Consider the following 21451-nt stretch of genomic DNA (forward strand, 5'->3'; position numbering starts at 1 on the left):
AGGGCCGCGTTAGCCGATCTGCAATCGTTTGAACACGGTCTCAGGGATCAGCTTGATGATCAGCATGATGAAGCGCCACATCCAACGCACGTAGAGAATGTCGGTGCGGCGCGTCTCGGCGGCCGCGAACACTGCGGCGCCCACCTCGTCGGCGCTGGCGGTCAGGGCCGCCGGCAGCGTCATGCCGTCCGTCATGCGGGTGCGGACAAAGCCAGGCTTGACCGTGACGACGTGTAGGCCACGGGCGGTGAGGCTCTGGCGCAAGCCGGAGAGGAAGGCGGTGAAGCCGGCCTTGGCCGAGCCATAGACAAAGTTTGACGCTCGCCCGCGCTCGCCAGCCACCGAGCTGACACCAACGATGACGCCGGACCCCCGCACCGCCATGGCGGTGGCGAAGAGCGCCAGGATGACGGACGGCCCCTCGAAGTTGGCGCGCATCACATTGGCCGCGAAAGCCGGATCGCTCATCGCGCGGTCCTGGTCTCCCAACTCTCCGATCACGGAGACGACAGTGTCGGGAGTGTCGCCCACTGCGGCCACCAGCGCGGGAAACCCCGCGAGATCCAGAACATCGAACGCCAGGGCGCGGGCCTTGGCCTGGTGCCGGACCGCCAGGTCGGCGATGTCGCGGTCGAGGTTGGCGACGTCACGGGCGGTGAGGATGAGGGACCACCCGGCGGCCGCGTAACGGCCCGCGATCGCGCGGCCTATATCGGAGGTGGCGCCGAGGATCAGGACGGACTTGGACGCCGGGGTCAAAGGGCGAGCCTTTCAGAAAGCAGGGAAACGAACCGCGAGTCGGCGCCGGTGTTTTTGCGCAGCGCGCGGAAGGCGGGCAGGTTCGGGTATCCAGCCACCAGGGTTTCGCGGCTCTGGCGCGCGTCCTTGGTCAGATAGAGACGGCCGCCATATCCGATCAGGCGGCGGTCGATTTCCGTCAGCAGGTCGAGGGTCTGGTGACTGGCGGGGAAGTCCAGGGCGAGCGTGTAGCCCTCCATAGGAAACCCCATGAGACCGGCGTTGTCCGGTCCGAGCAGCTTCAGCACCGAGACGAAGGACGGGCTGCCCCGGGCCGAGACCAGTTCGAGAATTTCGCCCAGGGCCTGGCGACCGTGAGCCTTGGGGATCACGCACTGGTGCTGCACGAAGCCCCGCGCGCCGTAGACGCGGTTCCAGTCGCCGATGCCATCGAGCGGAAAGAAGTAGGGGTGGACCGGCACGATCTGCTCACCTTGCTTCCAGAGCCCGGCCTGGAAATAGGCGGCGTTGAAGGCTGACACGGTGAGACGGTTGAGTGTGAAGTTCGGGAAGTCGACTGGAATGGCGCGGGCCGGGCGCGGAGGAGCCGACCTGGCGTCGCCGACCTCATCGCGGCGGGCATGCTCCCCCAGATAGATGAGCGAGCGGCCGAGGCTCGCCCCCGTCGCCAGGGCGTCGATCCAGGCCACCACATAGGTCCAACCGCGGGCCTGTTCGAAGGCGGCCAAGGCCGCGTCGAGATTGCGGGCGACGATCGTCTCCTGGCGGATGAAGCCGGTCTCGACGGGGAGCATCTTGAAGCTAACGTCGAGGATCACCCCGGTTAGCCCCATGCCGCCGATTGTAGCGCGGAACAGTTCGGGGTTCTCGGCGGGGGAACAGACGCTCGCCACGCCGTCCGGACCGAGCAGGGTGAGGCCGGTGACGTGACGGCCAAAGCCGCCGACCGCGTGATGGTTCTTGCCGTGGATATGCGAGGCGACCATGCCGCCAATGGTGACGAACCGGGTGCCGGGCACCACCGGCGGGAAATAGCCGCGCGGAAGGAAGGCGGCGACGACGTCACCCAGCATGACGCCGGCCTCCACGGTGAGCACGCCCGACGCTGGGTCGAAGGCCATCATGCGGTCGAGGCCACCCATGGCCAGTGTCGCGCACGGCCCGATGGCGGCGTCGCCATAGGCGCGGCCTGCGCCCCGGGCGATGAGCGGACCATCGGTCAGCAGACCATCGAGATCGGCGGGGCGCCTCGCCGTGATCAGGCGTGTGGCCCCGCGCGGATAACGGCCCCAGCCCGAGACGTTCATGCGGCCCCCGGTGCCTGGAAGACGAAGCGTCGGTCCAGCTGATACTTCGCGACGTAGCCGATGGCGAGACCAAGGATGGCGCCCATAAACTTCGCCGGAACGGTGCCGAACAGGCTCCAGGCGCCGAGCTCAAAGCCCCAGAAGATCAGGGTCGTCGCCACGCCGGTCACCCCATAGAGCAGCGCTTTCCAGGCCTCCGTGCGGCCCGATCCGGTTGCGTCGAAGAAGATGAAGCGCTTGTCCAGGACATACTTCAGCAGAAAGCCCACCCCGGTGCCCACCAGGATCGACAGCTTGATCGCGTGCGCGCCGCCATAGGCGAGTAGGCTCAGGTGTTGGGCGCCCAGGTTCGCCGCGGTGGCGGCGATGGCGAAGCCGACGTATCGCAGGATCAGGGCGCGTCGGCTGAGGGTCAAAGGGCGACCACCCCGATCACCCCGACCAGCACCGCCGTGGCGAGACTGATCCGATCTGTAAGGGCAAAGACGATCGGGTCGTCATGCATGTCGCGCCGGTGGCTCAGCATGATCGCCCGGGAAACCCAATAGAGCACCAGCGGCAGGGTGAGCCAGAGTACTTTCGGATGATGGTAGACGGTGTTGACCGCCGGGCTGGAAAGATAGAGCGCGCCCAGGATCACCGCCGAGTAGCCGGCCGCCGCCGCCAGCGCCAGCAGCACCGGCAGGTCGCTCGATCGATAGTTCCGGTTAGAGGGGTCGGGCATTCCCGCGTCGAGGCGGACTGCCATCTCCGAGTGGCGCTTGATGAGCGCCAGGGAGAGGAAAATGAACATGGAGAACGACAGCAGCCATTCCGACATCGGCACACCGATGGCGACCGCGCCGCCGATGACGCGGACGGTGTAAAGACCCGCCAGCGTGACAACGTCGATCATCATCTTGCGCTTCAGCACAAACGTGTAGGCGCTGGTGGCCAGGTAGTAGAGCGCCAGGACGGCCAGGAACTTCCAGGAGACCAGGCTGCCGGTGACCGCGGCGGCGGCCAGCAACAGCGGGGCGACCACGGCGCCACGCAGAACCTCAACCTCGCCGCTGGCGAAGGGACGCTGGCGCTTGGAGGGATGGGCGCGATCAGCCTGGACATCCACGAGGTCGTTGATGATGTAGACGCTGGAAGCGCAGAGCGAGAAGGCCACGAAAGCCAGCAGGGTATTCAGGGCCGCACCCGCCGTGAAGGCGTGGGCGGTAAGCAGGGGTAGACCCACCAGGGCGTTCTTGGCCCATTGGTGGGGCCGGATCAGCTTCATCCAGCTGCGCCACAAGGGCCGACCTTCGGGCGCCGGAAGGTGTTCGACTTGGCTTTTAACGGCGGCGAGACGAGCCGCTGTGGCGCGGGAAGGCCCAGCGGTGATGGCCGACCGGGCCTGGGCCCAGACCGGCAGATCGGCGCGGGAGTCGCCGATGTAGTCGAAGCCGCCGACGCCGAACGCTTCCACCAGCCGTTTGGCCTTGGCTTCGGCCGATAGATTGATGACCCCGTCGGAGGCGAACCAGCCATCGAATTGGAGGTGGTCGGCGATGGCCTTTACCAACCGCTCATCGGACGCGGAGGCGAGGTAGACTTCGGCGCCCACGGCGCGAGCCTTGGCGATGCGGTCCAGCACGGCGGTGTCGTAGGGCAAATCTGCTGGCGTGATCTCGGCGGCCTCGGCAAGCCGCCGTTTGAGTGTCGCCTTGCCGCGCGAAAGCCATATGAGCAGATTGAGGGCCTGCAAAGGCTGTCGCCCCAGAAACCCGAACGCGGTCTCCACGAGGAGGTCCGTGCGGATCAGGGTGTGGTCAAGGTCGACCACCAAGACACTGCGCGCTGCGTTCAGCACGGGAGGGACCCGGCTGTGGATTGCCTGCGCTGCGAGGGTCTCGGGTTCACGGTCGGGCCGGGGATGTTGCTAGGACAGGGGGCTATGCTGATCGCGACTTGCGACACCGATTTGCTAGAAACGACAGCTGCTTATGCTGAGCCAATAGCTGAAACTCTGTGAATGTCGGCGAAGACGGCGCCGTTGGGATGAATTCTTAGGCGTCTGCGCGGGTCAGGCCTGGCCGTTGTCCGGATCATCCTGGCGCCAGGCCAAGGCGGCCATGATGATCATCAGCTGGCAGTAGGCGTTGCCGGTATTGAGGGCGGAGCGCTCCACCATGCCGTTGACCAGGAAGGCCACCAGGAAGGCGCATGCCGCCAGGCGCGGGCCGCTCGGGTTGGCGACTGCTTTCCGCACCGCTCGCCAGGCGCCGCCGAACAGGAACAGGACATAGCCGAAGAAGCCGATGATCCCCGTGTCGGCCAGGGTGGCGAGATAGGCGTTGTGAGCCGAGGCCTCGGAGGTGAGCAGATGCTCATGTTGTCGATACCCGACGCCGATCAAGGGATGGCTGGTGAACAGATCCCAGGCCTCGCGCCAGACGTTCGCGCGACCGGTGAGTCCGGAGCCGATGCCGCGATTGGGGTCCGACAGCTTGAACAGGTCTTCCGCCACGAAGTCCGATCCCACGACGATCATCACGATGACCGCCAGGGCGATCGACATCCAGAGCCAGATGCGAGCGCGGGACTTCGAGGAGTAGATCATGAAGACCACCGAGAGGCCCGCGGCCGCGGCGGCCATGGAGCCTCGGGTCTGGGTTAGGAAGAGCACAGCCAGAGCCATGCCGATGACGCCGATGCGGAACACCCATCGCCGCAAGGCGAGCGACGCGATCAAGGTGGTCTGCGCGACAATTCCCCAATAGGCCGGGGCGTTGCGACCAAACAGCCGGCCCCAGGCATAGTCATGGTCGATGAGCACCGCGATCAGCAGGCCCGCGTGCATGAAGGCGAGGGCGGTCAGCAGGCCCCGTAGGATCTCCTCGGGGTCAACATTCGCGGAGACAAGGACCAAGGCGCAGAAGAACGCATTGTAGACCAACAGGACGTAGATCGCGTCCTGCAGGTTGCTATGCTGAAGGAAGCTGAGTGGGATCGAGAGGCATACCAGGAACGAGGCGAGCGCCAGATACTTGGCGCGCCGGAAATCCACGCCGAAGGCCATCCCGGTCCAGAGCGCCGGAATGAGCGCGCCGAGGGCGACGGACACCAGGGCGATGGCCAGCGCTGGCGTGGCGTCACGGACCTGGTCGAAATTTCGCGCCGAGCGGTCCAGAGGCGGACGCATCAGGAAGTCGGCGATCGGGAACAGGCCAAGCCAGACGCCCCATGCCCGACCTATCCAGCGCCGACTAAAGGCGCTGGCCGTGATCACCCGGCGATGCTCGATAGGAGTGGCGCTCGACAAGATCCGGCTCAGGCTGCGCGCGGGCCACACCGGACACGCAAATCGGTTCGTTCTGATCCAGCTATTGCATAGGCTACAAGGGCTCACAAGCCTTGCCCGCATAGGGGCTGGTCTCGGGCGCCGGTGGTCCATTTGTGCAGTTTGAAGGCGATCTGAGTGGACGTTCCACCGCCCCCCGTGGCCGTCTCAGAGGCGCCCCAGCCCCCATCCGCCGCCGCGATCCAAGGTCCGTTCTGCGCACAAGGGCTGGTGATTGAGCAGCCCGGAGTAAGCGTGAAGGGCGCTCCCGCCGGGCCGTGCGAATTGCGGGTGCGTCTCGGGCTGCTGCCGCTGACCTTCGCCGATGAGTTCGATGCGCTCAGTCTGTACGACGCGCGCACCCGTCGCGGCCGCTGGAAGACGAGCTTCGCTCACGGACCTCAGAGAGGGGCCATGGCGTGGGACAGCCGGACGCTGAAAGGCAATCACGAGCGACAGATCTATGTCGATCCGGCCTTTCCAGGTTCCGGGTTCATGCCCCTCGGCCTGAACCCGTTCGCGGTGAGCCAGGGCATCCTGTCAATCAAGGCTGAGCCGACGACGCCAAAGGCGAAGGACCAACTCTGGCGGTTCGGCTACGCCTCGGGCCTCCTCACGAGCCAGCCGAGTTTTTCGCAGCGGTATGGCTATTTCGAGCTTCGGGCCAAGCTGCCGCGAGGCAAGGGGCTATGGCCGGCCTTCTGGCTATTGCCCAGCCGGGGCGGCTGGCCGCCGGAACTCGACGTCCTTGAGCAGACCGGTGGGGATGTCGTGCTGCAGACCGCGCATTTCGCCAAGGGCGGCGGGCCCGCCGAGGTGGGTCACAAGACGACGGTCGAAGGGGCGACGACGGCCTTCCACACCTATGGCGCGCTCTGGACGGCTCAGAGGATCATCTGGTTCATCGACGGTGAGCAGACCGCCGCCGCACCGACGCCGCCCGACATGCACGGTACGATGTACCTGTTGCTCAACCTTGCCGTCGGCGGATCATTCGCCGGGGATCCCGACCCGACGACGCCATGGCCCGCCCATTTCGAGATCGACTATGTGAGGGCCTACGGCCTGGCCGAGACCCCAGACTCCGAGAGCCCACGCCACGCAGGGACCCTACCAAGCGGGGGTGCGGACAGGGACTGAGGGCCGTCGAGCGCGGTATGCCCGTGGCGCGACGACCGGTCGTCGGCGGACCCTATTTGGTCATCTTCATCAAGGCGCACCAGGCTTGCCAGCGGACCCCGGGGATTCGGAACAGGGCGCGATCGACAGCGGCGGTCGCCCGGCCGATTGGATCGCCGAGGCCGGTGTTGCGGAACGGCACGGAGGCCAAGGTCGCCAAGCCGTGGAAATCCCATTCGTTGTGCGAGAAGATCTGCTCGGCGACCGCGAAATCGGAGCGGACAAGGGGGTGCTCGTCGATGGTCCGCGCCGCAGGCGTGATCGACCGATAGGCGTTTATCACGACATTGCAGCCGAGCGGTTCTCGGAAGATGGCCAGACCACCGGGCTTTAGCACGCGGGCGACCTCTTCCAGCGAGCGGCGCGTATCCAGGTGATGGATGATGCCGATGCCGAACACCAGATCGAAGGTGTCATCGGCGTAGCCGGTGGCGTGGGCGTCGCCAGCCTTGAAGTGGGTGTTGGTCAGACCTCGCGTCTTGGCCGATTGCCGCGCGGTGTCGATCGCAACGTCGGAGATGTCGATGCCGTAGACGGCTTTGGCGACCGGCGCGACCCGCAGAGCGGTCTCACCCAGCGCGCAGCCATAGTCGAGCACGGTTGCATCTCGCGAGTGCGTGAGGAGCAGCCGCTCATACTCAGCGTCGCAGTCGCGGATGGCGTAGTAGTATTTGTCCTGGGCGACGCGGGTTTCCTCGGTGAACCGCGCATTGTGGAACTCACGTTCCCGCTCGATGACAGTCGCGCTAAGATCATCCATGAGGCTTCTTCCAAGAACGCCGATACACCGGCCCAGATACAGCAAGAAGCCCGCCGGGAAAACAGATCGCCCAATGGCGGCGGCGTGTATCGGCCGCTGTTTGCAAGTTGATCAATAGTCCGGCGCCCAAGCCCCGTATAAGCTCAACGGCGCAACCTTCGCAGGTCCGCCTTGCCAGCCGGTTAAGCCGTCTGGATCAGGGTGCGCTCAAAGCCCCGCAACCGGATCGCCGACAGGATGCCTGACGCATAGGCGCCGGTGTCGATGCCGATGCGCCAGCGCCGCAGATCTGGCTGGCGCATCGGGGTATGGCCATGAACGACGACCTTGCCGGGGTAGGGGACTTCGGCGGCCAGGAACTCCTGGCGGATCCAGAGCAGGTCAGTCGGGCTCTGCCGCTCGATGGGCACGCCTGGGCGCACGCCTGCGTGTACGAACAGATAGTCGCCAAACTCCACCCAGAGCTTCATGGATTTGACGTAGGCTCTATGAGCCTCAGGCACCGCACGCTGAAAAGCGGCCTGAAGGCCCGTCCAGCCACGGCCGCCTGCCTCCTTGTTGATGTCCACGCCGTATGACGTAAGGGTCGTCCCGCCGCCGTGCTGCATCCAGTTCGGTCCCACGGTGTTGTCCTCAAGGAACAACTCGAAGGCTTCCTCATGGTTTCCCTTGAGACTCTCGATCTGGCACCAGTCCTCCTCAGCCAGTCGCATGGCGCGTTCAATGCAGCCGGCGGACTGAGGGCCGCGGTCGATCAGGTCGCCGAGCAGCACCACGACGGGGCGGCCGCCAACGTGCTCGGTCTTCGCCGCATCCGTCCGGATCTGGTCGATCAACTTCTCGAAGAGGTCCTGGCGGCCATGCACATCACCGATGGCGTAGACCGTCTGTTCGACATGGGATCTGACCTGGACCGTCGGACTTTGGCCAGATGGCCCAGCCCGTCTTGGAAGCGGCCTGTTGAGCGGCGTTCGGTGAGATTTCAGCAAAATTCGACCTGCTTAGGGGGCCGTGTCGGTGAAATATGGACCGAAGAGGCGGCGCAGCTTAGGAACGAAACGCCGAGAGTGTCACCTCCGCTTTTCCGAAGTGTTATGTCTACGGCATATTTTGTGCAGTGCGACAGCGGAACCCGTATTGGGCGCGAATTGCGCCAAATCGGGATGCAGACAACTGTCCGAGCGGCGATTAAATGTATCTTGATGAACATTGATCACGTTCGGCATGCTTATAGTTGAAACATCTTCGCAGCGCGCGACATGTCCGCTAGACGACATGCTGCGCTGCAATGCGAAGATTGTTGGTGGATGAACGGAAGAGGTTGAAGTCGGGGCGTTATGGCAGATACGAATTTGAATGAACGTCCGAGTGGTGGCCAACCGACCGGTGTAGACCTGTCGGGGATTGTCGGGCGTTATCGGCGCCACATTCCTTTGGTGCTGGCCATCACCGGCGTGGTGTTGGCCGCTGACCTTGGTTTCACCCTGCTGCAGAAGCCGAGCTACACGGCGTCGGCGACGATCTTTTACGCGCCACGTAAAGCCGAAGTCGGCCGTGACAGCAATGCGTCGCCGAACGACGACGTCGCGCGTGACCAGGCGGTCGATACTCAGGTCGAGGTGCTGAAGTCGCCGGTCATCGCCGACGAGGTCGTCTCGACCTTGCACCTGGACCAGGATCCCGAGTTCGCCTTGGGCGATAAGTACAAAGGCGCGCCCGCGGCAGCCCGCGACGCGCTGATCGACAAGGTCGTGGGAAATCTCAAGGTCCGGCGGGTTGGCCAAACCCTGCTGCTCAATGTGAACTTCTCGAATGGCAGTCCGACCAAGGCGGCCCGCATCGCCAACGCATTCGCCGAGATCTACATCTCTCGGCAAATCAATCAGAAGATCAATTCTTCGAGCACCTCCAATGTTCTGCTGAATTCGCAGATCGACGAGATGCGCCGCAAGGTTGAAGAGGCCGAGACGGCCGTTCAACAATACAAGGCCGCCAACAACCTGCTGGGCTCTGATCAGGGCACCCTGACACAGCAGGAAATCTCCAGCATGAACACCCAGCTGGCATCGGCCCGTTCCGCGGAAGCTGAAGCCGAGGCCCGCCTGCGGGCCGCTCAGCGGCAGCTGAAGAGCGGCTCCAACGGCGAAGACGTCGGCGCCGCCCTCGGCTCCCAGACGATTTCGGACCTGCGCCGCCAGCGTTCCGAGGTCAGCGCCAAGGTCGCCGACCTGCAGGGTCGCTACGGCCCCATGCACCCAGATCTGAAGAACGCTCAGCGGCAGCTCACCGACGTGGACGGCCAGATCCAGGCTGAGATCAATCGCATCATTTCCAACCTGGCCGCCCAGGTCGAAGTGGCACGCAGCCAGAAGGCCTCCATCGAGGGCAGCCTCGGTCAAGCTCGCGGCCAGCTGGTGAGCGGAAACGCCGCATCGGTGAAGCTCAACGAGCTCGAACGCAATTCTGACGCCGCCCGCACCCTGTACCAAACGGTTCTGACGCGGGTGAAGGAAACCGCCGCCCAGCAGGCTGTTACCCAGGCTGACTCCCGAATCGACTCGCCGGCGACTCCGCCAGCTCGGCCGAGCTCGCCCAACAAGCCGCTGAACATGTTGCTCGGCCTGATCGCCGGCCTGGGCCTCGGCGTCGTCGCGGCCTTCATCCTCGAGCGTTGGAACGCGCGCCTGACCTCGGTCGACGACGTCGAGAACGGCCTGGGCCTGCCCTTCCTGGGCTCGATCCCGACGGTTGCGTCGGCCATCGAGAAGCTGACCACCCGCAACCCGATCGACGCCGTGGTCGTCCATCCGCTGTCCGGTTTCGCTGAGGCCTTCCGCGGCTTGGCGACCACTCTTGTCTACGGCAATGCTGGGGTTCCAGTACGTATCGTCGCGATCACCTCGGCCGTGCCGGAAGAAGGCAAGACCACCACTTCGATCTGCCTCACCCGTGTGCTCGCCATGGGCGGCACCCGTGTGGTTCTGGTCGACTGCGACCTGCGCCGCCGTTCGGCCAATGTGCTGATCACCGACGAGCCGGAAGTTGGTCTGATCGAAGTGCTCGACGGCAAGGCGACCCTGGATGAGGTGCTGCGGCTGGACGAGAAGAGCGGCGCCTACTTCATCCCGCTGACCAAGGGCTCGCACCTGGCCAAGTCGCCCTTCGCCTCGCCGCAGATGGATAAGTTCCTGGAGGACCTGAAGGCCCGCTTCGAACTGGTGATTCTCGACACGCCGCCGCTGCTGCCGGTGGTCGACACCCGCGTCCTGGCGCAGAAGGTCGACGCGCTCGCGCTGCTGGCCCGCTGGCGGGTGACGCCGATGCGCGCGGTTCGCGCCGCGATCCACGAGCTGGAAGCGGTGAATGCTCCGATCACCGGCGTGGCGCTCACCCTGGTGAACGTGAAGTCGCAGGGATACTCGGGATACGGCTACCAAGCTTACTACCATAAGGACTTTAAGAAATACTATCAGGAGTAGTGCGGGTTCATCGCGGGCCGACCATGGAAAGGCCGCCCCTCGGGGCGGCCTTTTTGTTGTCTTGAGACATGCCTCCCCAGCCGCCTCGAAGCGTGGGAAGGGGCAGCGCGCTCTGGCGGCCCTGCCTGATTCGCTCATCCCCCGGGGAGCGGCCCGGGCTCACCCCCTCGGCGGTCCCACTTGCCCATGAGCCGCCTGAGAACCCCCAGAAGCGGTCGTTCGATCAATAGGTGGACGGCGATTGCCACTGCGGTCGCCAGGGCCAGGCCGCAACAGAGATAGATCAAAGGACTGGCGATTTGCAGGTGAGGCCAGACCGTGCTCAGCGCGCGGATGGAGAACATGTGTGACAGGTAGAGCGCATAGGAGGCGTCCCCGCCCAGGACCATCATTCGCAGGACGGGCCCGATCTTGCTCGGCTGTTCCCCAAGGCAGAGGCCGGCGAACATACAGGCGGCAGGCAGGCCGCCCCACAGGGGTCGGGGAATGGCGTCGACCAGACCCAAGTGGGTGGTCGCGGCCGACAGGCTCAGGCCGAGCAGGATCGCCGCCCATCTCCAGGGCGCCGAGAGCCGCAGGCCGCGCGAATAGAGATGGGCGAACCCGATGCCGGCCAGGAATTCGAGGATGATCGGATCGGTCCAGAATCTCAGGGCGATCCAGTCACGCGGGAGAATGGCCCCCACGAGACAGGCCAGGAGGAAGGCGCCGACCAGTCCGGTAAGTCCGCGACGGAGGGGAAGGCAAAGCGCAAGGGTGAATGCGAGGTAGAATTCAATCTCGTAGTTGAGCGTCCAGCCCAGGCCGAGGATCGGGTAGATGTCCCCGCCGGCGCGCGGCCATGGGAAGAACAGATAGGAGCCCAGGACCCGGCCGGCCGAGAGGTCGGCGTGATTGACCGCGCCAGGGGACGCCAGGATGGAGGCGATCATCAAGCCGGTGAACAGCCAATAGAGCGGCACGACGCGGACCAGGCGGCGGCGCAGGAACTCTGCGGCATAGCCGGGTTCGGCGAACCGCTGCCGACTGAGCAAGTACATGATGAAGCCGCTCACCATGAAGAATACGTCGACGCCGATGGACCACTCGATGCCGACGGGGTCTCGGAAGGGACTGTTCAGCCGCGGGGTGGCGAGCTCAAGCTCCAGGTGGTGAACCAGCACCATGATCGCGGCGAGAAACCGGGCGACCTGAAGGTTCGCGAGGAAGGACATCCCTCCGCGGTCAGGCCCCGCCGCGATCGGCGCGAGGCTAGGCGACTTCACCGCTTCGCACGCGGAACATGCCCCCAAGCAGGAAGATGAACAGCGGATAGACTGGAATGATGAAGCCGCCCATGAAATTGAACAGGATGAACAGCACGAACGCGATCCTTCGGCTGGGCGCATTGGCGAACAGCACGTAGCCGAAGAAGGCCAGGAACGAGATCATGGTGAGGAAGCCGTATTCGTAGGCGAGCTTTGTGGAGACCCACCAGAAGGCCTGGCCATCCTTGGCGCCGCTGCCTGGGCCAGAGCCTGTGTAGGCGGAGTAAGGGCGCTTCACGACCTCGACGAGCACCTCATAGGGCTCGATGAAGCGGTGGTTGGCGCTGGCGCCTGTGTTCCGGTATTCGCCGAAACGATGCTCCACCTGCTGGTACCAGTTGATCTGGACGGCGAGCAAAGCCGAGATCGCGATGACGATCAGGACGCCGCCAAGGGTCCGGGCGTTGATCTTGCCGAGCAGGATCGGGGCGCATACGGCCAGCAGCAGAAGTCCGGTGCCGGCGAAGGTCGAGACGAGGATCACCGCGTAGAAGATCAGCCGCCAGAGGCGTTGGAAATAGACCAGCTCAAGCGCGAAGGCGACGGCCAGGAATTGAGAAACGTAGGAAACCTCTAGGAAGAAGATCCCATTCGGTTTCATGAAGTGGGAGCCGTAGATGATGGGCTGGATATAGACGTAGCCTTGGAACAAGAGATTAGGGCTGAATATAAGGTTTAAGTTCGGCCAAACTTTCCAAGACCAAATCAGCTGCGAAAAATGTTGCAGCGCAACTATCCCGCCTATAGCGAGCATGACGTTCAGATATACGCTCGTCATTGTCTTAATTGTAGAGCGGTGGACCTCAAAATAGGCAATAAATGGAATGTATATAGCGAATACAAGGAGAACGCTGTTCGAAGAGTAGGTGTTTTTTTGCGAAAAAATGCTTATCAATACAGCAATTGAAAACAACACCATCAGTATCAATCTGTTTAGATCGATAGATGGTCTTGCATAAAACAGAAGGGCGAGAGATAGCAGGTAGCTGACGGGAAGTACGATTTCCACCGGACCGATGTCAACGGGAAGCCCTATGGTGTGCAGATCGAACGGCGCGACGAACTTCTGTAGGAAGATCAGGTTGATGACCTGGAGCGCAAAAAAGGTGATCAGCGCGGCACGCCGACGCGGGTTGATCGCTTGGGGCCGGTTGCGTTCCTTGAGCCAGCCCACATTCTGCCAAGGAGACTTCAAGGTTGAATCTGTGCTGTTCGACATATCCCTACCAAGTCCTAGTCGCCGCGGAATGTTAGGCGCCTCGTGAGACCTTAGCGCGAGGCCCTAAGTGAGCCCTATCAATTGACTCGATAGCGGACGTTTCGTCCGGATTCGTCGTTGCGCCAGCGACAACAAGGCCTCGGCACGCATCGGCATCAACGAATGCGCAGCATTCGAAGGTAGGACCAGATGAGGCGAGCCTGCCACATCGGTTTGAGGTGTTGTCTGTAGAAATGATACGATTCCGCGGGCCTCCGGCCCTTCGGGTGGAAAAATATAAACTTCCAATTCTTGAGCGTTAATCGCGTTCTCTTTTCATCAAACGCAGTGTTGAAGTCACCTTCTGCGACAGGATTTTTTAGCTGGGCGATCCTGTAACCTGCGTTCGTCGCACGATATCCGTAGTCGGTATCGCCTTCCGAATGCCAATAGTGTTCGCTGATTAGGCCGATATCGAAGGTAGCGGATGAGGGTATGAGCACGCAATTTCCGTTCATCGTATCGCAGTATAGATCCTCCTCGCCGGCTGGCGTCGTCCGAATGCTGGTCCAGACCGGCGCCGGGCCGAAGCGGACATGCGCTTTCTGAACAAGCAGACCTCCGTAGGAAGCGGTGGCGTCGCCCGAATTGCGAATTCGACCGCAAATGATCGTCTTCGGCCCGAGCGCCTCGTGCAGATCGATCATGTCGTCGACGGCGCCGCTGCGGAGAACGGTGTCGTCGTTCAGCCAAAGATAAAAGCCCGCGTTGGCCGCAAGCGCGGCCTCCCAAGCCCTTCTCATGCCCCTGTTCCAGTACAGGTCGCCACTACCTTGGATGACATTGACATCCGGGAAGCGCGCGAGCACCGCCTCCGCTGTGCCGTCGGTCGACGCATCGTCCATCAGATAGACGTCGATATCATGTTTGACGGTTGCGCCATTTAGCAAGGCGTCAAGACACTTGACCGTCAAGTCCCGTCTGTTGAATGACGTAATAATGACTGCGATCTTGTACATTGTCTTGCCTAAATGAATTCGCATCTAAGATTCGAGGAACTTGCGTAGTTCTGCGCGTTCAAAGGTCTCTAAGTGGCCGCCGGCGGTGGCGTTGACGACGCTGCCGCCGGCCGCGGCGAATATGTCCCTCGCCACGCCGTAGCCGACCTCGCTCTGCGCCAGGTCGGCCGTCTGCCAGGACACACCCTTGCCGAAATAGTTAGGGTCAAAATGGTTCTGGTCCGGCCCGTCTGAGACGACGGTCGTGTTGGGCGGCGCCTTCTGGGCGAAGGAGTGGTCCGCGCCGACCAACGCGACCTCCCTGAAGCCCAGATGATAGGCCACTTGCAGCGCGGTGACGGTGACGGTCGCGCTTTCATTGACCGTCATGGATATGTCTTCGGCGAAGAAGGAACCGATCGACATGGAGTGCAGGAAGGCGACGTTCGGGCGTGATTTGACGAATGATCGCCCGACGTGACTGATATATAGAGGTGTTTCCGTCGAGTTGAAGAATTCACTATTCTGCTCAATCACGAGCTTATTCACGGCAACGATGGCGCTTGCACGAAATGAAGAGCGATCGTAGAGCAGATTGATTTTATTGAGGCCGATGCAAAATGTATCTTTCAGCAAGTCAAAATCGACGAGATTTAGACTGGGGCCGTTGCAGCATATGACCGCCTTCTGACCCAGATATCTATTTCGATGCGTGCCAAGCAGGCGTCGTGACCGCAGAGATTCGGGGTTTAAATCCCACTTCAGCCGTTCTCTTACATAATATGCGGCGACCAGATAGGGGTTCAACCTCCGCCCGGCGGCCTGAATATGTTTGGGAGCGTTCATGTTTGCCGTCTCGAAGCCTGGTTGCTGTTCATCTTCGGGGTCGCTCGACCGCGCCCCCCTCACACAGGGACCTGCTCGGCCCTTCGGGAGCGCGGTTTCGGCGAAATTCGCCGGCATCCGCTATTTGATGTGATCGTTTTGCACATGCGGGATTGATATACCAAAGGACTCTTTAAGGGGAGTTGCGCTCTATTGGGATATTGATCCACGGGTGTGCTGCGCGTCCTGATATCAGGAAGGCGCCTTTCTATAGTCAGGTTCGGGTTTGGTCTTCCAGCGGCGTCGCCTTGGCGCGATTTACATAGACTGTTGCAGCTTAGGGTTCCCGCTGCATGAGGGACAATCATGGCGTCGATAGCCATTGTAGTGGCGATATACAACGGCGAAGCAACGCTAGATCAATGTCTGGCCAGCATAGAGACTCAGTCGATTCCGCCGTCTCAGTTGATCGTCATGGACGGTGGGTCGAAGGACGGCACGGTCGAAATTTTGTCGCGACGTTCCGGCATGTTTTCTTACTGGGAAAGCCGTCCGGACGGCGGGATCTACGACGCCTGGAACAAGGCGCTTAGCCACCTGACGGCAGACTGGGTTTGGTTCATAGGGTGTGATGATTGTCTCGCCGATGCCGAAGTCCTTTCCCGGATGGCAGCGTTGCTAGACAAGACCGAGGCCGCCGTGGGTCTCGTCTACGGAAAGGTCGCCATGGTCGCCAGGTCCGGGCGGGTGTCAGACGTCATCGGACGCCCCTGGGCCGATGTTCGGCGTCGCATGCAGTATTCGATGGTCATTCCGCATACCGGCCTGCTCGCCCGGCGGGCATTGTTTGAACGGGTGGGCGAGTTTGACGCCCAGTACCGGATCGCCGGAGACTATGATTGGTTCATGCGGGCGGCGGCGGAGTCCGGCGTGCGGTTCACCGATGATCTGCTCGTCAATGCGGGCGATGAGGGCCTGTCGGGGGCGTCGGAGACCCAGGTGCGCACCGTCCGAGAATTCGGATTGATCTGTGAGCGGCAAGGGCGGCGGCGGTCCCTCGGGTGGCGCTGGTTGCTCTTGAAGTGCCAAGTAAAGGCGCGCCTGCGCGCGCCGCTGGGGGCAGGGGGCCAGGGTCTGGTGGTCGATCTCTTTCGGTCCCTGACCTTGAGGCGCCCTCGCGGCGCCGGTCGTTAGGGCGCCGCGGGGCATGAGGTTGTCGAGACTCAGGATTTTGTAAATGAGGCGTCAGTGAAAGTCTTTGTAACGGGTGGGTCGGGTTTCATCGGCTCTCGGGTCGTCGACATCCTGCTCGAGAAGCAGTTCGACGTGATGAACTATGATCTGAAGACGCCGACCTTCGAACGCCACGCCCGCCACTGGCGGCCGGGCGACGTCCTGGATTTCCCCGCATTGTCGGCGGCGATGGTCGAGTTCGAGCCCCAGATGGTCATCCACCTCGCGGCGAAGGCAGAAATCTATGAGTTCGAGTGGTCGGATTTCGCCTCGATCCACCAGGGCACCGAGAACCTGCTGAAGGCCATCGAGCAGTACGGCAAGCTTGACCGGCTGCTGAACGTCTCGACCCAGCTGGTCATCGCGCCGGGATATCAGCCGCGCTCGCTGCTCGATTTCGAGCCCTACACCATGTATGGCGAAGCCAAGGCCTACGCGGAATCGCTGCTGTTCCAGTGGCGCTCGCCCGTGCACTGGGTGACGGTGCGACCGGCCAATGTCTGGGGTCCCAACCATCCCTCCTTCGCTGGCGCGATCTGGAAATACATTGGCAACCGCGCCTATCTGCATCCAGACACCCGCGAGCCGGTGATGCGCAGCTACGGCTATGTGCGCAACACCGCCGAGCAGATCGTCGCCCTAGCCTTGCATGATCCCAAGCAGGATACCTATCGGCAGGTGTTCTACGCCGCCGACAGCGTCATGGACTCTGCCATCTGGGTCGACGCCTTCGCCCAGGGGCTCTGCGGCAAACCCTCGCGGCGGATCCCCAGCCCCGTGCTGAAGGCCATGGGCCTGGTCGGCGACATCTCGGCCAAGGCCGGCAAGCGTCTGCCGATGGACTCCGGCCGGGCGATGCGCATGACCCAGAGCTATCCGGTCCCGTTACAGCCAACGTTCGACCTGATCGGCCCGCCGCAGGTCGGGTTCGACCAGGGCTTGGCCGAGAGCCTCGAATGGCTGTCCAGTCTGAAGAAGGCCGGTTGATCATGGCGGCGGGGGCGACCGCGCGGACGAGGGTGCTCTTCGTCGTCCAAAACTTCCGTCAGGGTTGGGGCGGGGCGCCGGAATCTGTGCGGCTGATGGCCCAGCAACTGCTGGGCCGCGGCGTCGCTTCCGATGTGTTCGACGCGGGCTTCATCCGCCGTGACGTCGGCGCCCTGGAGGTCCTGCCCGAGCCCACCGTGCTCTCGGAGGCGTTTCGGCTGGAGACGACGGCGGACTACGCCACCATCCTGCTGACCGGCCCCTGGCAGAAGGCCGTAGCGATCCGCCGCCTGCTCGCGCGGCGGCGCAAGGGCCAGCCGGTCTATTATCTGCCGCGTGGCGGGCTCGGGCGAGTGGAATTCACCCGGCCACGCGATCTGAAGAAGATTCCCTATTTCTTCGCCCTCGAGCGCGCCTTCGTCCATGGGGCGACGGGCGTCGTCTATTCGTCGGAGACCGAGCGTCGCCACACCATCGGCCCCGCGCGCCGCAAGACCGGCGAGCATGTCATCCCCGACATTGTCGCGCCGCCGCGTGAACAGCCCGTGGGCGATGCGAACCGCGAGGGCCCCGTGACCTTCGCCTTCCTGGCCGAGGTCAGTCCGCGCAAGGGTCTCTTGCCCCTGGTCGAAGGGTTCCGGGCCTTCAGCGCCGACAAGCCCGCGGGCGCGGTCCGACTCATCGTCGGCGGTCGTCCTCGGCCAGGCAGCGAGGCCTATCTGGCGGAGGCTGAGACGGCGGCGGCCGGCGCGCCGGTTGAGTTCCGAGGCGCCATCGCCCATCAGCACCGCGACAGTTTCTATGGCGAGACCGATGTCATGGTTGTGGCGTCCAGCTTCGAATCCTACGGCCTGACCGTGATCGAGGCGCTGAACGAGGGCTGTGCCCTGGTGTCGACGCCGCAGGTGGGAGCTCTGGAGTATGTCGATTCCCCCGATTTCGTCACGGTCGCGGCGGGCGACGACGCCCGTGCGATCGCCGACGCCCTTGAGAAGGCTTATGTCCTGGTCACGGGACCGACTGGCCGACGTCGCGCGGCGGTGCGCGACGTCGCGAGTTCCACCGTCGCGACGATCAACGCCCGCGCTCTGGACAGCTGGATGGCGCTGTTCGCCGCCTGATCGGCCCCACGCCCCGTGCGGGGCGCGCCCGCCCGATCAGCCCTTCAGGAACCCGTCCATCAGGTCGATGGCCCGGAGGCTCGCCCGCACCACGGCGTCCAGGGTGTTCGAGCCATTGTGGGAGCCGAGGATGCAGCGCGGGTGGCTGCGCAGCGGCGACTTCATCGGCAGGGGCTCGACCTCGAACACATCCAGCCCGGCCGCATAGACCTTGTCCGATTGCAGGGCGGCGATCAGGGCCGGCTCGTCGATCAGCGGGCCGCGGGCCACGTTGACCACCCGCACCCCGTCCTTGGCCGCGGCCAGGGTCTCGGCGTTCAGCATGTGGCGGTTGGTCGGCGTCAGCGCGCAGGTGAAGGCTAGGAAGTCGGCCTCCTCGATCCGCGCCGGCCAGGCGGCGACTTCGACGGCCTCCAGGCCGTCGGGCGGGGTGGTGAAGCCGGGATCCCAGGCGATCACCCGCATGTCGCAGGCCAGCGCCCGCTTTGCCAGGTTGCGGCCGATGTCACCCAGGCCGATCAGGCCCAGCGTCCGGCCGCCGAGCGAGATGCCCGCTGGCTTGGGCCACTGGCCCTCACGGATGCCCCGGTCGATGGCGAAGGTCTCCCGCGCCAGGGCCAGCAGATAGGAGAGGGCCAGGTCCGCGACCTCGCCGCCGAACATGTTGGGGGTGTTGATGATGGGCAGGCCGAGCGCGCGTGCGGCGGCGAAATCGACATTGTCGACGCCGATGCCCCACTTGACGGCGGCCTTCAGTCGACCGGCCGCCCCGGCCTGGAAAACCTCGGCCGTGGCCGGGTCGTCGCCGATGATCCAGCCGTCATGCTGGGGCACGAGGTCCACCAGTTCCTCGACGGTCAGGACCTGGACCACGTCGGGGGCGGTGACCTCCCAGCCCAGGGCGTCGAATTGCGGACGGAAGCGCTCGATCTGGCGCAGCATCGGCGGGCAGGTGACGAGGACGCGCATCAGACGGAGGCCTTCTTGCGGTACATGGCCATGGCCTCGGCCATGTCCCAGCTCTCCTGGTCGTCGATATCCAGCGCCTCGCTGCGCGGCATGACCAGCAGGTTGGGCGAGGCGCCAATGCGGGCGTTGGTCGCGGCGAAGCTCTGGGCCGAGAACAGGTAGAGGTTCGAGTTCTCCTCGTACCAGGGCTCGAGATCCTGGGTGCGGATCAGGTTCTTCGGGTCATGGTTCACCGCGCTGACGTCGCCGCGATAGAACCGAGTTTGCACCTTCTGCACCGTGAACAGCGAGTCGTGCGTCCCCGACGCGACATCTTCGCCATAGGTGGCGATGGCGCGCCGGATGGTGTCGGCCGACAACAGTGGGTTGGTGGTGTGGGTCATGCAGTAGAGGTCGGCGGGCACATTGGCCACGTCGTCGGCCAGCACCAGGTTCATGCTGACGAAGTCGCCGCAGATCTCCGGCTTGCGATCGCGGATCAGCACCCGGTCGCTGTCGACCAGGCCGTTCTCGGCCAGGATCGCGCGGGCGTCGGTGTTGATCACTACCTGGTCGATCTCGTCCACCGACAACAGGGTGTCGAGGATCCAGCGGAACAGCGGCTTGCCCGCGAAGCTGCGGAAATTCTTGCCCCGCACCCGCTCGCTGTTGGCCTTCATCGGCAGCAGGGCGACGATCCGTTTGGACGACATGTGGCGACCTTGTCTCACGGTTGAGGCGCTTGCGGGCGGGGACGCCGCCGGTCAGCGCGGATAGAAATAGGCTTCCTTGCGCCGTCGCGAGACGGTCCGGTGGATGTGGTTGCCGCGGAACGAGCCCCAGAACTGCATGGTCCTGTAGAGTGCGATCTCGACAGCGTACTTCCGGAAGGACTTTTGCTGCAGCGCGGCGCCGAAGTCGAGCAGGATCGCGCTGAACAGATAGCGCGTGAAGTCGGTCCAGCCGATGTGTACTTCCGGCATGATGTGCTGCAGGGCGATGGCCTCGCGTTCGAACCGGCGGCGCACCTGCGGCCAGCTCTCGCTGTGCAGATGATAGACCGGCGCCTCGGCGACATAGGCCAGCCTGTGGCCGCGCTCGACCAGCTGTTTGGCAAGGTGCATGTCCTCCAGCCCGGTCAGTTGCTCGTCATAGGGATGCTCGGCCCAGACACGGGTCAGCAGGGCGGAATTGGCGTTGTTGCAATAGAACCCCTCCTGCGGAACGCTGCTGGTCCCGGGGAAGTACTTGGCGAAGATCTGCCGCTCGCTGAAGCGGCTGCTCTCATCACCCCACTGGCCGCCATAGGTGTAGACCACGCCCTCCTGGCCCAGCGGCTTGACCAGATCGGCGATCCAGCGGTCGCTGGCCGGCACGCAGTGGCCGCTGACGAACACCAGGGCCTCGCCCGCCGCCGCCTGGCACCCGACGTTCAGCGACCGGCCGAAGGAGAAGTCCTCCTTGGCGATGTGGACCAGATTGACCCCGAACGACCGGGCGATCTCCAGGGTGCCGTCGGTCGAGCCGGAATCGACGATCACCGTCTCGATCTCGCCGCCCTCGTAGACCTGACCGCGAATGCCCTCGAGCAGGGCCGGAAGATGCTTGGCCTCGTTCAGGGTGCGGATGACGACGCTGACGTTCATACGGGCACGGGCGATCCAACTGCAGGCGACGCTAACGCGCGGGTTCTATCGCCCTCATGAGCGAAGTAAAATAGAAGCCCACCTCTCACGATACGAATTTCACCGAAAAACTCATGGTGATTGAAAATGTATTGAAACTGACGTCGTTTCGAAGTCGCGGTGCCTTGAGGTTATTCAGCCAGAAGCCAGCGCCCGCCGAGCCTTGGTTAAGTGCCTCCTCACGCTTTCTCTCCGCGGCGCCCATGGCGGACCGAGAGTTCTTACCAATTAGCCACCCGATCCTGAGGTCGGCTAGAGGGCGTCAGGGCTAAGTGGACGCCGGTTCAGCCGAGCGCCTTCCCGGGATGATCAATCAACACAAGTCGAGAGAAGCCTGGCCTCCCGTTGGGAGGCG

At 63.6% G+C, this 21451-nt stretch carries 19 protein-coding genes; 5 read left to right on the forward strand and 14 right to left on the reverse strand.

Features of this window, described 5'->3' with window-relative positions; all coding sequences use genetic code 11:
- Positions 1-9: 9 nt before the first annotated feature.
- The 5 genes from JKL49_RS07405 to JKL49_RS07425 all read right to left on the reverse strand — a co-directional run bounded on the left by JKL49_RS07405 (position 10) and on the right by JKL49_RS07425 (position 5358).
- Positions 10-759: an SDR family oxidoreductase gene (locus JKL49_RS07405; protein ID WP_215339474.1), complete on the reverse strand. Its 750-nt coding sequence runs from the start codon at positions 757-759 to the stop codon at positions 10-12.
- Entirely contained in the window at positions 756-2066 is a 1311-nt protein-coding gene (locus JKL49_RS07410) for an FAD-binding oxidoreductase (RefSeq protein WP_215339476.1), read from the reverse strand. The genes JKL49_RS07405 and JKL49_RS07410 overlap by 4 nt, the downstream gene beginning before the upstream one ends.
- A complete protein-coding gene (locus JKL49_RS07415) occupies positions 2063-2482 on the reverse strand; it encodes a GtrA family protein (RefSeq protein WP_215339478.1) in 420 nt (139 codons plus the stop codon). Before JKL49_RS07415 ends, JKL49_RS07410 begins: the two co-directional genes overlap by 4 nt.
- A complete protein-coding gene (locus JKL49_RS07420; protein ID WP_347340365.1) occupies positions 2479-3906 on the reverse strand; it encodes a UbiA family prenyltransferase in 1428 nt (475 codons plus the stop codon). Before JKL49_RS07420 ends, JKL49_RS07415 begins: the two co-directional genes overlap by 4 nt.
- Before the next feature lie 213 nt (positions 3907-4119).
- Positions 4120-5358 carry an O-antigen ligase family protein gene (locus JKL49_RS07425; protein WP_215339482.1) on the reverse strand — a complete coding sequence of 413 codons (1239 nt, stop codon included), beginning with the start codon at positions 5356-5358 and terminating at the stop codon, positions 4120-4122.
- Positions 5359-5631: 273 nt separating this feature from the next.
- On the opposite strand from JKL49_RS07425, the gene JKL49_RS07430 reads away from it, so the two are divergent.
- Positions 5632-6516 (forward strand): glycoside hydrolase family 16 protein, encoded by an 885-nt coding sequence (locus tag JKL49_RS07430; protein ID WP_215339484.1) that lies wholly within the window; start codon positions 5632-5634, stop codon positions 6514-6516.
- 52 nt (positions 6517-6568) lie between these two features.
- Here JKL49_RS07430 and JKL49_RS07435 read toward each other — a convergent pair whose 3' ends face one another.
- A complete protein-coding gene (locus tag JKL49_RS07435; RefSeq protein WP_215339486.1) occupies positions 6569-7315 on the reverse strand; it encodes a class I SAM-dependent methyltransferase in 747 nt (248 codons plus the stop codon).
- 182 nt (positions 7316-7497) lie between these two features.
- Positions 7498-8304 carry a metallophosphoesterase gene (locus tag JKL49_RS07440; protein ID WP_283816628.1) on the reverse strand — a complete coding sequence of 269 codons (807 nt, stop codon included), beginning with the start codon at positions 8302-8304 and terminating at the stop codon, positions 7498-7500.
- A gap of 348 nt (positions 8305-8652) precedes the next feature.
- Here JKL49_RS07440 and JKL49_RS07445 point away from each other — a divergent pair, with 348 nt between their 5' ends.
- The gene (locus JKL49_RS07445) at positions 8653-10794 is read left to right on the forward strand and encodes a GumC family protein (protein WP_215339488.1); all 2142 of its coding nucleotides are present in this window, start codon (positions 8653-8655) and stop codon (positions 10792-10794) included.
- Positions 10795-10928: 134 nt separating this feature from the next.
- Here JKL49_RS07445 and JKL49_RS07450 read toward each other — a convergent pair whose 3' ends face one another.
- From JKL49_RS07450 to JKL49_RS07465, 4 genes are all read right to left on the reverse strand, one after another.
- Positions 10929-12008: an acyltransferase family protein gene (locus tag JKL49_RS07450; RefSeq protein ID WP_215339490.1), complete on the reverse strand. Its 1080-nt coding sequence runs from the start codon at positions 12006-12008 to the stop codon at positions 10929-10931.
- Between the two features lie 37 nt (positions 12009-12045).
- Positions 12046-13320 carry a hypothetical protein gene (locus JKL49_RS07455; protein WP_215339492.1) on the reverse strand — a complete coding sequence of 425 codons (1275 nt, stop codon included), beginning with the start codon at positions 13318-13320 and terminating at the stop codon, positions 12046-12048.
- Between the two features lie 155 nt (positions 13321-13475).
- Positions 13476-14318: a glycosyltransferase family 2 protein gene (locus JKL49_RS07460; protein ID WP_215339494.1), complete on the reverse strand. Its 843-nt coding sequence runs from the start codon at positions 14316-14318 to the stop codon at positions 13476-13478.
- A gap of 24 nt (positions 14319-14342) precedes the next feature.
- The gene (locus tag JKL49_RS07465) at positions 14343-15143 is read right to left on the reverse strand and encodes a motility associated factor glycosyltransferase family protein (RefSeq protein WP_215339496.1); all 801 of its coding nucleotides are present in this window, start codon (positions 15141-15143) and stop codon (positions 14343-14345) included.
- A 345-nt stretch (positions 15144-15488) separates the two neighbouring features.
- Between JKL49_RS07465 and JKL49_RS07470 the strand changes: the two genes are divergently transcribed.
- The 3 genes from JKL49_RS07470 to JKL49_RS07480 are packed head-to-tail and all read left to right on the forward strand — an operon-like array spanning position 15489 to position 18463.
- The gene (locus JKL49_RS07470; protein ID WP_215339498.1) at positions 15489-16316 is read left to right on the forward strand and encodes a glycosyltransferase family 2 protein; all 828 of its coding nucleotides are present in this window, start codon (positions 15489-15491) and stop codon (positions 16314-16316) included.
- A gap of 54 nt (positions 16317-16370) precedes the next feature.
- Complete coding sequence (locus JKL49_RS07475; RefSeq protein ID WP_215339500.1) at positions 16371-17342, forward strand: NAD-dependent epimerase/dehydratase family protein; 972 nt, start codon at positions 16371-16373, stop codon at positions 17340-17342.
- The gene (locus JKL49_RS07480; RefSeq protein WP_215339502.1) at positions 17312-18463 is read left to right on the forward strand and encodes a glycosyltransferase family 4 protein; all 1152 of its coding nucleotides are present in this window, start codon (positions 17312-17314) and stop codon (positions 18461-18463) included. The genes JKL49_RS07475 and JKL49_RS07480 overlap by 31 nt, the downstream gene beginning before the upstream one ends.
- Positions 18464-18499: 36 nt before the next feature.
- On the opposite strand, the gene JKL49_RS07485 is transcribed toward JKL49_RS07480, so the two are convergent.
- From JKL49_RS07485 to JKL49_RS07495, 3 genes are read right to left on the reverse strand one after another with little or no spacing between them, the layout of a single operon-like run.
- Positions 18500-19432: an NAD(P)-dependent oxidoreductase gene (locus tag JKL49_RS07485; RefSeq protein WP_215339504.1), complete on the reverse strand. Its 933-nt coding sequence runs from the start codon at positions 19430-19432 to the stop codon at positions 18500-18502.
- Entirely contained in the window at positions 19432-20124 is a 693-nt protein-coding gene (locus JKL49_RS07490; protein ID WP_215339506.1) for an acylneuraminate cytidylyltransferase family protein, read from the reverse strand. Before JKL49_RS07490 ends, JKL49_RS07485 begins: the two co-directional genes overlap by 1 nt.
- A 51-nt stretch (positions 20125-20175) precedes the next feature.
- Positions 20176-21057, reverse strand: coding sequence for a glycosyltransferase family 2 protein (locus JKL49_RS07495; protein ID WP_215339508.1), 882 nt, complete (start codon positions 21055-21057; stop codon positions 20176-20178).
- Between the last annotated feature and the right edge of the window lie 394 nt (positions 21058-21451).

The organism is Phenylobacterium glaciei (assembly GCF_016772415.1).
Classification (GTDB): domain Bacteria; phylum Pseudomonadota; class Alphaproteobacteria; order Caulobacterales; family Caulobacteraceae; genus Phenylobacterium; species Phenylobacterium glaciei.